Raw genomic sequence first — 13,412 nt, 5'->3', positions numbered from 1 at the left:
TGTTACTCGTTGATGTTTCGTCGCCTGCTGTTTCTGTAGCTGTGCGTAAAAGCGCGGATTTCTAACCAACACCGGCACAAAACCTGCCCGTCGTTGGTTAATTGGGTCGTGTAGGGATTTAGTGCTCAAACGAGCTAAACGAGGACACATTAATCACTGTGTATCCCCTCTGTTTAGAGAGTCCCATGGCTACTGACCGTCGCCATCCACAGGTCGACGATACCGAAGAGCTCGCTACCACTATCGGGCTCTACGTTCTCGGCGAAATCTCACTTGGGAAGGCCGCAGAGCGAACTGGTGTTACTCGCTGGGAGATGGAAGAGATACTTTCCGAGGCAGGCATAGAGGTTCGCCTTGGACCACAGAATAGAGACGATCTCGAGGACGAGGTTGAGACGGCTCTTGACCTCGAATGAGTGAGGCGTTCTCGCGACCGGTCGTTCTCGATGCAACGGTACTGAGTAATTTTGCGAGCACAGATTCTATCACATGGCTTACCGCAACATTTGATGGACTGATGACTGTCCCAGCGGTCAAAAATGAACTTCGACGAGGAACCGAAGTCGGGTACGAGTACCTCACGTCTGCACTCGGAGCTATTGAAAGTGGAAAGATCACTATTGACGAAACTGCGACTGAGGAACTCGAGCAAGCGTATCCAAAGATCCGCGACCAACTTGATCCAGGTGAGGCAGAAGCACTCGTAACCGCCGACAGAATCGAAGGGACACTTGTAACTGATGACGGTACAGCTCGTCAACTCGCATCTTCACGTGAGATCGAGCTAACGGGCTCAATTGGGTTACTTGTCCGAGGTATCGCGCAAGAGGAACTCACAGTTGAGACAGCCGACAGCTGGCTCGAAACCTGGATCGATGAGCGTAGTTACTATGCTCCGGTTGAGAGCGTTGGCGACGTGCTTCCTGACGAATATCGGTAGTAGAAACAAGCCCCTATGTCACGAAGGCGTTGGAGCTTGAACACAGGATACGGTAGGGAGCGAACAGGAAGAACCGTTACGTCCAGTTGACCCCTGAATGTCCGGAAAAGCTGTTAAGGCTTGTCTATCAAATCGAGGACGTTATTGAACCGGTTTTCCTCCGTCAAAACATCAACCGTCGTCTCGAAATCAGTGTTTAGCTCCCAGTAGTATTTCGGTCCGCCACGTGATCCACCACTGCGTTTCGCACCGGAGACGACACCAATCATATCTAAATCATGAAGATGACTGCGTACTCTCCGCATCGCGATTGAGTTCGTCTCAACATGGCTCGTTATGTCGGAATATCGTGAGTAGACCTCTGGGGTTGATGCTGGTGTCTCACTCTCATTTGCTAGCGAAGTGAGCGCTAATAGCGCCAGTTGGTCCTGTGTTGTCAAATCTCGGATACTCTGGGCGATATTCATTTGCTCGACGTGGTTCTCGGCCTCGCGAACATGCTCCTCAGAGACTTGGGATTCATCGTTGAGTGCAGCGAATTCACCCGCCTTGTAGAGATATCGAATCGCCTGTCGGGCCGATCCTAAGTCTTGGGCAGCAAGCGCTGCTGCCAGTGCAATTGCCTCCTGTGTGACAGCACTATCGACAAATGCTTTCTCCGACCGGCGGTTGAGAATACTCCGTAACTGATCGGCACCGTATGGTGGAAAGTGGATTTCGACCTCACAGAGCGAGTCTTTAGCACGAGGATCGAGCTCGTCGTAGAACGTCATGTCATTACTGATCCCAATTACAGAGACGTCCATATCCTCGATATGGTTGTTATCGCGAGCCCGCGGGAGCTCGTACAGGATCATATCCTTGTTCCCAATGTTATCGACCTCATCGAGGACAATCACGACAATGCCGCCGATTTCTTGAAGGGCATTGTACAGTCGAGCAAAGACCGTTCGTTTCGGATGGCCGTTTGGGTTCTCCCCAGTCAGTTGTTCTACAAGGTCGCATGCAACCTGGTACGAAGAGTGGTGACCTTTGCACGTCTGAAAAATCGTAGTTAAGTTGACTCCACTCCGATCGTCGACCTCGTTTTGGAGTTTCTCGAGAAGAAAACGTGCTGCAGCTGTCTTTCCTTGGCCAGGCTTACCGTACAGGAATGCGTTATGCGGTGGTGCGTCATTGAGAACAGGGGAAAGGACTTCCAATCCAAGCCGTTTGAGCTGCTCTTCTCGTTCTGGAAGATCGTTGGGTGTGTAACTCTCTTTCAGGAGACGCTCACTCTCGAAGATCGCTGATCGATCCTGAAAGTACTCGGTCATGACAGAGGGCAACGCACTCATTGCATAAATAACCGTAGTGTCCAGAACACCCGGTAGTGTCTGGAACCCCCGGGAACGTCCAGAAAAGCCAGAACTGATTGAGGAGCAATTGAGGCCCCCACCCGGGGGCGTCCAGAATTAGCGAGAAAAAGAGTCTCCCCGAGAGAACTGGCTAGTCAGACTCCAGATTAGAGGAAGAAGGTGCTGTCTCCGACGAGACACTGAAGAAACGGGAGCGGCTGAGAAACGGCCGCTAAGAGCGCGGTCGGATTCTTATCCTTCCTTGCTCTGTCTTGTTCGCTCTGCGGTTCTGTACAGTAGTACACCTTTTATAGATTTCGATCTAGCCAACTTTTGGCTAAGGCAAATCTAAACCTTACTAGAGGAATTGGCCCCGACCATTCCCCTGTGAGCGTATTCTGCTGGTCCTCTTTTCCCGTCTTTTCTGGACGCCCCCGGGGGCCCCCCCAGGTAGTCTTCTTTCAGTCGACCTTCCACCCTTCAGGTACTGTTCGCTGAATCTCCCCCACTCTAATTGTCTCTCTGATCTTTCCATGACTAAGCTGCAACCATGCTAACTGTTCTATCTGTACATTCCCGAATGTCTCTACACTCTCTACACTCTCAAATGTCCATAGGGTTAAAACAGTTAAGAGTGTTATTACAGCCTATGGTCTCAGTAATGTTCACACTGTGGTTAATGCCTGTACTGTAGTTCATGTGGTTAGATCTATTCCTTCCAGCACTTTTCGCCCTGTTACTACACTCGCAACATGATCTCCTTTCAGCACTCTTTATACTGTAGGAACGTGAACCGTCATCTATGGCTGAAAAGACGGATCCCACAAAGGAACCTCGAGCTGTCGCGGTCAACGTTCTCAAAGGAGGGTTCGGAAAGTCGACTACCGCGATCAACCTTGCGCGAGAACTTGCAGACCGAAACGGTCGCGTCCTTCTTGTCGATCTCGATGACAACGGCCATACAACCTTCAATCTCGGCTATCGCGATCAGTATGAATCCGATAACCATGTCCAACAAGTCTTGCTTGATGATGCCGATCCGTTAGAGAACGTAGTCCAGGTCACAGATAATCTGGATCTCTTCCCGTCTCACGAGGATCTCGAAGAAGTAGAAACGAATCTGAAATCAGCGATGGCCTCGAGTCAGCGGCTCGGGCGCAACATTGTTGATCCCCTACTTGGGGACACCTACTCCTACATCGTTGTCGACACACCAGCGAATAGAGGCAAGCTAAACGACAACGCTCTGTTCGCAACGAAGAACCTCATTGTCCCGCTCCGTCCAGAGAGTGGATGGGAATCGGGGATTACACAGACTAACAAACGTCTCATACAGGAAGCACGGCAATACTTTGATCTAGAATTACTCGCGCTCGTTCCGACTGATCTCAGTGAGCGCCTTGATCAAGATACTCGTGACCGGAATCTACTCTATGCGATCAACAGTCGCGATGAACTTGCATCGTTCGTTCCAAACTTTGCTCATCTTTCTGCAGCCGACTGGGAGGCAATCGATGCTGGAGACTACACTGGTGACCTTCCCGGTATCCGTCATCGAGCCAGTATCGACAAAGCACATCGTGCGCGCAAACCACTACGCGACTACGATGCAGAGTGTGATCAGCTCGGGTGCTACGAAGAACTTGCTCAGATTGTCGAAAACGGAGGGGTGGTTCGGTAATGCCGTTCGATGATCTAGCCGATGAAGAAGAACCCGATCCCGGTGATGAAGCATTAGATGAACTCGCCGGGACTCTCTCCGAAGACTCTTCATCGGATGATTCGCCTCATGATGAGGAAACTGAATCCACGGAAAACGATGGCAATTCAGAATATGATCCACAGAAGGAGCCGGCGTTCCCTACTCTGAAAACACAGACGCAACATTCGATCTACTGTCTCCCTGAGACCTGGGATACAATCGATGGGGCATCTGGTCTGCTGTTCGAGGCTGAAATCATGCTCCGACGTGACGGGTACGGGGCTGTGCAGAAACGCGAGCTCCACAATGCGTTACTCCAATCTGCAGCACAACAACTCACTGCCGAAGATATCGCCGACGCCTTCGTTGCGACTCGAGAAGAGCGGGAGTCTGGCCCGCTTCTTTCCGACGAATCATAGTGTTACTCGAACACGATTTGACTGCGTCGATGTCTATGATCTCAGTGGAGAAGCAGCGTTCGACAGTGAGACCGGCCCGAGTCCTTCTTTGAATTCCTATCCGGTAGGTGAGACACGTTAGCCGTTCGTTTTCGCCAGAACCATACCTGGAGGGGCGCGCTCCTAAATTCATATAGCTGTAACCAGTTTATGGCACTTCGACACGTGTGTAGGGCCTATATTGTATATTTTGGTTGTCCAGGTTGCGACAACTAAATACACGATAGTTTTTAGTGAGTGTCATGAGTAGCGGATCGTACAAAAATGATACGCTTAGAATCACCACAATCCAGAGGAAACGGGTTACTCGAGGCGATTTCGCGTGAGTAGCGAGCAGATCCAGTGGTCGCACAAATCTCTCGAGGAACTCCGTGAGTTCTGGAATACCGAAATTGAACTCGCGTTGCGATGCGCTGGTCACGATCTCGAGGACAAACCAACCTACCAGGACCTACTCAACGTCGGCTACGGCGGACTCACCTATACGCTTCGAGAGCATCACGAGATAACCCTCTCGGAGTTTCTCGAGTCTGCGGGCTACGTCGAGGAGTCTGGGGAAGGCTATCCGTGGGGTATCGATGATGAGACCACTACTGAGGAACTCGAGTCGTTCATCTGAACGCTTGAGCGCCGGCAAGGGCTCGCCGACACTACAGTCGCAACGAAACGCTCACGACTCGCAACCTACGCGCAGCTCTACGACGAACTCCATGGCCAAGCCAACCTCGTTGACCGTGTTGTCGACGACGCCGAACGGGCTGCCGAGATTCGACGCGTCCTTGCGGTGTTCGACGAGCTTGACACCGATCTTGGGACTGATGCTTCGAAACAGCGCTATCTGAGCGACGTCAATCAGTTCTACAGCCACCTCGAGCGTCGGGCGATTGCCGCATTCAACCCGTCCTCGAGAATCAGCGAGGAGTACAATTGGAACCGTGAGGAGAAAGACAACCAGCCGCTCTCGAGCGAGGACGTCCGGCGACTGTACGGAGCTGTCGAGAGTTCTGAGGAGGAACTGCTCGTGCTCGCGCTGTGTGCGTGGGGGCTTCGACGGAACGAGGTCGCATCATTGCACGTTTCTCAGGTGGTTCTCGAGGGCGAAGATCCACATATCTACTTCGAGGAACGAAAGAACGGTCCGGGGACGGTTGCACTAGTCTACGGTCGCGAGCAACTGTCGGATTACATTGACGCACTCGGTGCTCGAGACGACGAATGGAACGGGTATCTGTCCCCTTCGACGGCGTCCTCGAGTGGCCATATCGTCGGTGAGACAGTCCAATCGCGCTTTCAGCGGCTCGCAAACCGTGCTGGCGTCACTGTTCGTGGGGAGACGCCGACCTCGAAGATGGGCCGACGGTTCTGGTATACGACGTACATGGAGGCACAGAAGCAACTGCTCGAGAATCTTGACGTGATCGCGGGCGACCAGGGGAGCTCCGACGCGAGCGTTGTCCTGGAAAACTACCTCTCGGAAGCCGAGCGTCGGAAGTACCGACGTGAGTTCATGCGCGAGCGATTAGCAGACGTGTTTGATGCAGACTCCTGAGTAGATTTCACGTTGATCTACATAACTGTCTTTCGCTGTTTCTCTTTTCCTCTACTGGCACTGTCTAGTTTAGCACCTCCGCTGGCGTTTGTCCGTTGAGTGATTGGTGCGGTCGTTGTGTGTTATAATAGTGTACGAACTGCTCAAGCCATTCCCTGACGCTCGCCCGACTGCCCACCCACGAGTTATGGAAGCGGTCAACTCGCATCTTGAAGGTGTGAAACCATTTTTCGATCAGGTTTCGATCAACGTAGTCGAGCTGACCGCTCAATCCTAATCGAGAGAGGGCAGTCAGATAGCCGTAGCCATCGACGAGAAACACTGTGTCGGAGAGGTCGTGTTTCTCGGTTAATCGATGCAGGAACGCAGCGGCTGGATCGGTGCCTCGTCGTTCGAACACTGCGACATCGAGAACGGGTCTAGAGTCTACATCTATTGCAGCGTACACCCAAGACCAGCCACCGTTAATCCTGACAGCGGTTTCATCAATGGCGACCCGCGACGGCTTCGCCGTCGGCGGGTCTGAAACGCTGTCAGCCAGCCGATGTACCCAGTTCCAGATTGCTTGATGAGATCGTTTGACGCCAATCGAGCGAAGAATTGCTTGTGTCTCTCGAAGCGAACATCCGGTCGCGTGGAGGCGGACGGCGAACACCCTGACGGGGGTCGCCGTCCGCTCGCGCTCCCAAGCTTCATCAAATTCCGCCGCGTAGCACTCGCTGAGCAGGTCTGCGAGCGTCATAGCCAAACTAGCTCTACGACCTGCTCGTTTCTCAAACCGCGCTAACTAGACGGTGCCCCTCTACTGTTACTGGCATTATTCTGACTCCTCTGAGGAAAGACGTGGACATTCGTAAACTTCTAGTATCAGGTATACACTGTATTATCTAATGACCTACGAAAATCTGGATACCGAGTTGGTGAATGAGCTACTCGGAGATGGACGCGCTAGCCTGCGGAGTCTTGCTGAGGACCTTGATGTGTCCGTGACAACGGTCTCGAACCATCTCTCCGACCTCGAGGAGGAAGGCGTCATCCAAGGGTACACGCCGATCATCGACTACGATGCTGCCGGGTACGACGTTACTGCTGTGATGCAGCTCAAAGTCGAAGGTGATGCACTCGGTGAAATCACGGAGACGCTGCAAGACCACGATCAGATGATGTCTGTCTACGAAGTGACCGGTGACTACGACATCATCGCGATCGGCAAGTTCAAAGATACCGATGACATGAACGACCAAATCAAGGCTCTCGTGACTGATCCCGACATCAAGCAGTCGAACACCAGTATCGTCCTGAATAGTGTCGCCGAAAACGAGCAGTTCGAACTCGAGACCGCAGCCGACGATTGAGGTGGAAGTTCGGCGATTCGCCGAACGAGCGTGCGGCGCTCTTGCTGTATACCACGCCAATAATATCGGTAACGAATCGGCCAGTGCCGTCAGAAGTGACTTTTCGACATTCTCTGTGACCACGACAGCTGTCTCGGTGTCTTCACAGAGAACGAAGAATTGCTCCAATGTCGTGTCTTTCCTGGAGAGACAGCTGATCTCCCAGCATACGAGATGCGTATACCTGGCCTTAAGCATCTCGAGCAGCTCGATGAATCGCTCGCGGTCGTCACTTACCTCGGATTGACCGAGGCCGGCATACCGATCGACATCGTTTGCTACTGGCTTGAGACTAGACCGGATCGCTTTGCGGCGATTCCCGTTCGTGTCTGGAAACCGCTCTTCGAACCAATCGACACAGCCAAACTGTCCCCCAGTAGGTTACGCTCCAAGCTTTGTCGTTATTCTCAAGCTGCTGTTAACCAACATTCGGGAAGCAGGAAGGGTATTTGTTGGTTAAGATAAGAGTCCTTTGAGTAGCCGGACTCAGTCACTCGACCGCTACACGAGCGACGAGTCTATGACGATTCGAAGGAACGAGGTCGGCCTTTCAGCCGTTTTCGTTTGAATGACTCTGGCCACAAAACAGAGCTATGAAGAGAAGCCGTTCTTTCATGCTTTCAATTCAGTAGCATAGGCTGTACTGCCTCTCGAAAAGGATCTCATCAATGAGCTCCAGGATGACGACAGCGACGGTACTCTCGAGAAGCAAATTCGTATAGAAGAGTGCCATAGAACGGCTCGCATATTCCTCTTCAATTACTCAACGAACGGTACGTACAGATGGCCTACGTATCAATTAGCTCGAAGTCAGTTCCGCCGCAGTTTGGACATGAGTCCCAGTTCACGGGAGTGGGATCAGCATCGCTCACCGCTTGCAGAACAAATCCACAACCTTGGCATTCACTAAAGATGTCCAAGCAAGAGCAGTATCGTATCGATTGGCATTTCTCTTCTCTCTCAATAATTTGGCAATTAGGGAAAGAACAGTGTTCCGTTCGCACACGTAATTAGTAGTTACTATAGAACCAAGCTGATTTTTGCGAGTGGTTCTGAATAACGAAACGTGCTCCTTTTTATTGTTATCGCGTCGGAACGCCGTCGCCGTGCTCCGAACTGCGCCGATCGGGTTCGAGCGCAGGGATCGCGGACACCCGGTCGAACACCGACTTGGGATCGTGGCTCCAGTGCCAGTGCCAGCGGGTTCTGGCGAGACACCACAGCTTCCGGGTCGTCGACAGCGACGGCTCCGTCGAGAGCACGTCGTAGTCCTGTGCCCGAATGACTGCGTGGTGTTCGGCGTACAGCACCGCTGCGAGCAACACCGGCAGCTGACAATCCTTCGGCAGGTAGCGAATGCCGGCGATGCCCTCCCAGTAGAGCTCCTCGGTTCGGTGCAGCTCCTCGGCTATCACGTCCCGGAACGACTCCGAGTACTCGAGGGTCTCGACCTGACTCTCTGGGACATCGTGGGCCCGCAGCGTCTCCTGAGGGAGGTAGATCCGATCGCGCTCGAGGACGTCCTCGCGGACGTCACGCAGGAAGTTCGTCATCTGGAACGCCTTGCCGAGCTTGACCGCGTGGGGCAGGGCGGTCTCGGGGTCGTCGGGCTCCATGATCGCGGTCATCATCACGCCGACGGAGGCAGCCGAGCCCCGCATGTACTCCTCGAGGTCGGCATAGGTGTCGTACCGCTCGGTGTCGATGTCTGATTCCATCGCGTCGAGAAAGGTCTCGATCTCCTCGTCGGCGATCCCGTAGCGGTCACAGAGTTCACGGAACGCCTCGAGAACTGGGTCATCCGGGTCGGTGCGGCCGAGTGCCTGCGCTCGAAGCGACTCGAGTTTGGCGCGCTGGTCGGCCGGCGGGACGTCGGCCGCGTCGTCGACGATCTCGTCCGCGATGCGGAAGAATGCATACAGGACGTGGGTAGCGTTGCGAACGCGCTCTGGGAGGAACCGCGTCGCGAGGTAGAAGGTTTTCCCGGTTCGCTTCTGAATCGCCTTGCCCGCGTCAATGTGGTCCTGTTGCATTTGCGACTCCAGCCGTCCGACGGCGACTATGAGTAACTTACGTTACAGATGTGTATAAAACTACTATCTCTCAGTGAAATGGCTTCGTCGCCAAACGCCGGCAACGCGAGACAGAAAGCAGACGATGCTACCGGTTTAAGAATACGTCTCGTAGCTCTCCTTGAGGTGTTTATCGGCGAGCATCGGAATGCACGCCCCGATGTTGGTGACCATCCTGATCGCCTGGATGTTCCCCTGATCCAGTAGCTGGGTGACGGTAGCGGGATTGATGTCGACGCAGACGGTCGTGGTCGTCGAGGGAAGGCAGTTGCCCACTGCCACGGAGTGCAACAGCGTCGAGAGCATGAGCACGAGGTTGGCCTCTTGAGTCTGCTCGTGGATCGCGTCGAGGGCGAGCTGTCGTCGCGAATCGGGCCCGCGAGCACGAAGGGGACGTCGTTCGTGACGAATCTCCATGTGATGGAATCTAGAGAAGCTCTGTTCCCTTCGTAAAACGACGGCATCAACCGCCGTTCTCTTCCACTCTCTGTATGATATGTCATTAGACATGATAATCGTCTGAGTTTGGTACAAACTCTGCCGTTCTCTATACGATGGCCTCTACTCGTTTATTTGCACCCGCTCAGTTCGTCTCTCTACGTAACGCTTGTTTGTCTCAAGCGTAACTGTACTCAAGAGAGGCCGCCGTTACGTATAGGTGAAGGATGTAGCGGGACAGATTTCGATCTGTCGACTTATTGTTAGAAACCGCTCGAGAGATGGAGAGGATGGATGTAGCACCAAGTTGTGATCAATTTCAACTCGGTAAGAGTCTTAGCGATTGAAAACCGGTGACCTACTGATACTATTCTCGCTCCACCTCACGTTCTCGGGATTGTGCGTCAGTTGCTCTTGATTGGTTGAACGATTCTCCATAATTCGCTAAACGACCGGAACTTTCGCTTGAATGGAGCTCAAGTTCGTCTACCTCAAGCAGTTGGGCAACTTTTCGCTCGAACTCTGCCTCCGAAAGTTCACCTTCGGCATATTTTCGTTTGAGAATTTCAAGCGGAGCTCCCTTCTCGCCGGTATCTGTTTCTGATTCGATAATCTGTTCAGCACGTTCTTCTCCAAACCACTTCACAATCAGTTCACGGTCGCCGGTAAGGACGAGAAGAAGAGGTGTAATAACAAAAAATCCCAGAGCGCCAAGCAGCGCGAGTGCTGTTACACCAGCATAGAGTCCTGCAAAACCAATAATAACGAATCCAGCCATCAAAAAATAATCCAGAGAATTTTGGATTCGTTTGGTGGGGCCACCGCCGCTCATATGATATACCCAGCAGTCAACAGTAGTAAGGTCTATGATTTTCACCCTCACATTGATGAGTTCCCAGCTGCGGAGCATATCTCGTCGGCGTTAAGACCTTCTTTGGCCTCCACCGACTGCAAGACTCGCGCCCTGAGCTGATCACCACTTTCCGAAAAGGTACGCTGATTGGTGGGAATCGAAGCGGTCAATACGCATCTGTAGATAACGAATCGGCCAACTATGATTCACAGACCAACCTAAATAAAGAAGTTATACTACCTACTACTGCTCTTGTATTATTGTACTCAAAGGCGAACTGTCGAGTATTCACCAATCAGGTGACGCCACAGAACTCATCTATATCATACAGCAAGTAGAGTAATTCAACAATTGCATACTACTGCCTTGTAGCTCCATTCGCGACGAGAAACAGCGCAATGATGATACCACTAAGAGATTTTCCAGAGATCGGAATCAACCCAAGTGTGACGGCCAGTAACAGTACCGCACTGAGACCAGCGGACCCTAAATACCAGTTGTCGACCGCTTGTATATCAAAGGCCATTGTGTCAGAACTAGACCGAGCATCGCTCTCTTCGCGAGGGGAGAGCTCAAGATACGGTGCGAAGACATTCAGCTGTGTAGTTGGCTCAATGAGCCTTTTGGTCGAATCAAACCGAATGACTCCTGCTTTGTCGAGCTTCGGGAGATGTGACTGATAGAGTGGAATGTAGATGCGTTGGTATTGCGCCTGCGTTACGTCCTCAACAGATGTTTCGTGCTCTAGTGCTGCGATATGTCGGGCAAGCTTCGGTAGCCCAACTTGGTTTTCTGTTTCGAGAAGATACCGGATTGCTTCTCGCCGACGAGTTGTACTCAGTAGATGAAATATTTCATTCCTGGATATTGGCTGGGGCTCCGAGCAAGGATTGAAACGCGTGCCTTCCTCGCTTTGTAGGCAGCGGTCTGTTTCTGGGACCATCTCAATTACTCGCCAATTAGCCTTGTTTGACCCATTATACCAGGGTCAGATAAACCATTCTATAGGTTTTGAGTAACAGACTAACATCATCTGCTTCACTCTTCAATATCTATGGTTAAGTTTATCATGAATGATGGATGAAGCGGACAACATGAAATCGACCAGTTCAGACCTATGCAACACTCTTCGAAAACGTAGTGAATTACTCCAAGCTCTTGCCTCTGCCCCTCATACCAGATCTGAACTCTCCCAGAAATTACCGATATCAAGGTCTACAATCTCACGAGCATTGAAAGTCTACGAAAAACATGATTGTGTTGAACAAGATGAAGAAAAATGCCGGATAACGACTACCGGCTTACTTGCCCTTGCCGCATATAATCGTTATGTAGAGAGCATCTCATCACTTCTGGTTTCCTCCGACGAACTGAATTCCCTTCCCGACAGAGCATCAGTTGATATTTCGTTTATTCAGAACGCTCAACGATATCCTGCAGATCCATCAGTACCAGGGAGGGCTCTCGAAGCAAGTAATGAAATAATTCGATCCGCCGATCATTTTCTAGGACTTGCACCAGTTGCACTTCCATCGTATCCAAGATCACTCTATGAAATTCTTCAGGATCAGGACCTCCAAGCAGAGATAATCATCGAAAAAGACGTTCTAAAGGGCTTGAGGGAATCGTGTAGCGACGTCATGCAGAGGTTAGAACAGATGGAGAGTGTTTCCTTCTGGCTTGCAACTCAACCGCTTCCATATTCAATTTGGATAGCGAAATCAGGTGAGCAAAACCATGCTGGACTCACGATCCATGCCAACGGTGGTGTGCAAGCCGTCTTGATCAATAACGATCCGAAAGCAGTCAACTGGGCTCTGAATCAGTATCGAGAGTTTCGAAATGGAGCCGCCACTCTCGATTAACTTCCATTTCAGTCCTTGGTCACTTCTTCACTTTACGAACGTACTGGTGTAACTAAAACTTCTGGTTCGACTATCGAAATAACTTACAACTACTGATTATGGAGATTAAATATAACAATGGCCAACTGCGCAGAATAGGTGATTGAGTAGACAGCAATCTCGTAATGGCACCGAATTTAAGACCAATAATTGGTAAAGAAGCGTGATGCTCGTTGAAGTGGGACTGCTCAGTAAGGACTGTCACTCGAGAGTTCTATACCGCTCGACCTATCGCAGTACCGGCAAAAGCCAATGATACGTATTCAGGGTGTTGCAGTTGCTGTGTAGACGGGGCCGAGCAGGAGAGCCCACAGGGGTAGACTCTCCTGGATGTCCAGGAATGCGATGTTGATGTGGTTCGTGAACGAGAGGGACTCGATACACGAGTGAGTTCGGACTACCACACCAACACTTTGCTAGACTATGGACTATACGTATTAGGCCTTTCGCACCGCAGAGAGCAATCCGGCAAAATACTTTTGGGAGATTTGTACTATAAATACGATCTCTTGAACCTCCGATCTAGCTGTGATTGCGTTTCCTCAACAGCAATGTCGATGAACCACATTTCGTATGTTAATAACGGCGACTATCGTAAACACTCTGCACATCGTTTCAGACGAGGACAGTTATTGATACGAACAACAGGCGATTTGAGATACAGCACCGGGAGTAGCCAGCGCAACTCCGGATGAGAAGTAGGTCCGGACGGTTGTTGAAGTATGGCTCAGTCAGACTGGAATCCTGAGGAAGTTCCAGTAGTAT

10 protein-coding genes and 2 pseudogenes are annotated in these 13,412 nt (G+C 51.6%); 7 read left to right on the top strand and 5 right to left on the bottom strand.

All coding sequences use genetic code 11. From position 1 onward, the window contains the following. The first annotated feature begins 185 nt into the window (after window positions 1-185). On the top strand, window positions 186-416 hold the full coding sequence (locus tag QA609_RS23070) for a UPF0175 family protein (RefSeq protein WP_278304968.1): 231 nt from the start codon (window positions 186-188) through the stop codon (window positions 414-416). After that, the gene (locus tag QA609_RS23065; RefSeq protein WP_278304967.1) at window positions 413-940 is read left to right on the top strand and encodes a hypothetical protein; all 528 of its coding nucleotides are present in this window, start codon (window positions 413-415) and stop codon (window positions 938-940) included. Before QA609_RS23070 ends, QA609_RS23065 begins: the two co-directional genes overlap by 4 nt. A 113-nt stretch (window positions 941-1,053) precedes the next feature. Here QA609_RS23065 and QA609_RS23060 read toward each other — a convergent pair whose 3' ends face one another. Further along, the gene (locus QA609_RS23060) at window positions 1,054-2,256 is read right to left on the bottom strand and encodes an AAA family ATPase (protein WP_278304966.1); all 1,203 of its coding nucleotides are present in this window, start codon (window positions 2,254-2,256) and stop codon (window positions 1,054-1,056) included. A gap of 823 nt (window positions 2,257-3,079) precedes the next feature. On the opposite strand from QA609_RS23060, the gene QA609_RS23055 reads away from it, so the two are divergent. The 3 genes and pseudogenes from QA609_RS23055 (at window position 3,080) to QA609_RS23045 (ending at window position 5,986) form a co-directional block, all read left to right on the top strand. Further along, window positions 3,080-3,958, top strand: coding sequence for a ParA family protein (locus QA609_RS23055; protein ID WP_278304965.1), 879 nt, complete (start codon window positions 3,080-3,082; stop codon window positions 3,956-3,958). Further along, complete coding sequence (locus QA609_RS23050; RefSeq protein ID WP_278304964.1) at window positions 3,958-4,398, top strand: hypothetical protein; 441 nt, start codon at window positions 3,958-3,960, stop codon at window positions 4,396-4,398. The genes QA609_RS23055 and QA609_RS23050 overlap by 1 nt, the downstream gene beginning before the upstream one ends. Before the next feature lie 361 nt (window positions 4,399-4,759). Further along, window positions 4,760-5,986: pseudogene (locus tag QA609_RS23045) on the top strand (site-specific integrase). Window positions 5,987-6,050: 64 nt separating this feature from the next. Here QA609_RS23045 and QA609_RS23040 read toward each other — a convergent pair. Then, window positions 6,051-6,728: an IS6 family transposase gene (locus QA609_RS23040; protein WP_278304963.1), complete on the bottom strand. Its 678-nt coding sequence runs from the start codon at window positions 6,726-6,728 to the stop codon at window positions 6,051-6,053. A 148-nt stretch (window positions 6,729-6,876) separates the two neighbouring features. Between QA609_RS23040 and lrp the strand changes: the two genes are divergently transcribed. Beyond that, on the top strand, window positions 6,877-7,341 hold the full coding sequence (lrp, locus tag QA609_RS23035) for an HTH-type transcriptional regulator Lrp (protein ID WP_278304962.1): 465 nt from the start codon (window positions 6,877-6,879) through the stop codon (window positions 7,339-7,341). Window positions 7,342-8,462: 1,121 nt separating this feature from the next. Here the strand turns inward: lrp and QA609_RS23030 are convergent. The 3 genes and pseudogenes from QA609_RS23030 to QA609_RS23020 form a co-directional block, all read right to left on the bottom strand. Beyond that, entirely contained in the window at window positions 8,463-9,413 is a 951-nt protein-coding gene (locus QA609_RS23030; RefSeq protein ID WP_278304961.1) for a phytoene/squalene synthase family protein, read from the bottom strand. Window positions 9,414-9,548: 135 nt separating this feature from the next. Continuing rightward, window positions 9,549-9,859: pseudogene (locus QA609_RS23025) on the bottom strand (TIGR00300 family protein); the annotation flags it as partial. Window positions 9,860-10,257: 398 nt separating this feature from the next. After that, window positions 10,258-10,722, bottom strand: a complete 465-nt coding sequence (locus QA609_RS23020) for an SHOCT domain-containing protein (protein WP_278304960.1) — start codon at window positions 10,720-10,722, stop codon at window positions 10,258-10,260. A 1,115-nt stretch (window positions 10,723-11,837) separates the two neighbouring features. Between QA609_RS23020 and QA609_RS23015 the strand changes: the two genes are divergently transcribed. Beyond that, window positions 11,838-12,608, top strand: a complete 771-nt coding sequence (locus QA609_RS23015; RefSeq protein WP_278304959.1) for an ArsR family transcriptional regulator — start codon at window positions 11,838-11,840, stop codon at window positions 12,606-12,608. Window positions 12,609-13,412: the final 804 nt, after the last annotated feature.

It is taken from the genome of Natronococcus sp. A-GB7, from assembly GCF_029688865.1.
Classification (GTDB): Archaea; Halobacteriota; Halobacteria; order Halobacteriales; family Natrialbaceae; genus Natronococcus.
This window is presented reverse-complemented; position numbering and strand designations above follow the sequence as displayed.

Excerpts from the sequence above, each read along its gene's own strand:
- QA609_RS23070 (WP_278304968.1), top strand. The coding sequence starts at position 186 with ATGGCTACTGACCGTCGCCATCCACAGGTCGACGATACCGAAGAGCTC.
- QA609_RS23065 (WP_278304967.1), top strand. The coding sequence starts at position 413 with ATGAGTGAGGCGTTCTCGCGACCGGTCGTTCTCGATGCAACGGTACTG.
- QA609_RS23060 (WP_278304966.1), bottom strand. The coding sequence starts at position 2,256 with ATGACCGAGTACTTTCAGGATCGATCAGCGATCTTCGAGAGTGAGCGT.
- QA609_RS23055 (WP_278304965.1), top strand. The coding sequence starts at position 3,080 with ATGGCTGAAAAGACGGATCCCACAAAGGAACCTCGAGCTGTCGCGGTC.
- QA609_RS23050 (WP_278304964.1), top strand. The coding sequence starts at position 3,958 with ATGCCGTTCGATGATCTAGCCGATGAAGAAGAACCCGATCCCGGTGAT.
- QA609_RS23040 (WP_278304963.1), bottom strand. The coding sequence starts at position 6,728 with ATGACGCTCGCAGACCTGCTCAGCGAGTGCTACGCGGCGGAATTTGAT.
- lrp (WP_278304962.1), top strand. The coding sequence starts at position 6,877 with ATGACCTACGAAAATCTGGATACCGAGTTGGTGAATGAGCTACTCGGA.
- QA609_RS23030 (WP_278304961.1), bottom strand. The coding sequence starts at position 9,413 with ATGCAACAGGACCACATTGACGCGGGCAAGGCGATTCAGAAGCGAACC.
- QA609_RS23020 (WP_278304960.1), bottom strand. The coding sequence starts at position 10,722 with ATGAGCGGCGGTGGCCCCACCAAACGAATCCAAAATTCTCTGGATTAT.
- QA609_RS23015 (WP_278304959.1), top strand. The coding sequence starts at position 11,838 with ATGAAATCGACCAGTTCAGACCTATGCAACACTCTTCGAAAACGTAGT.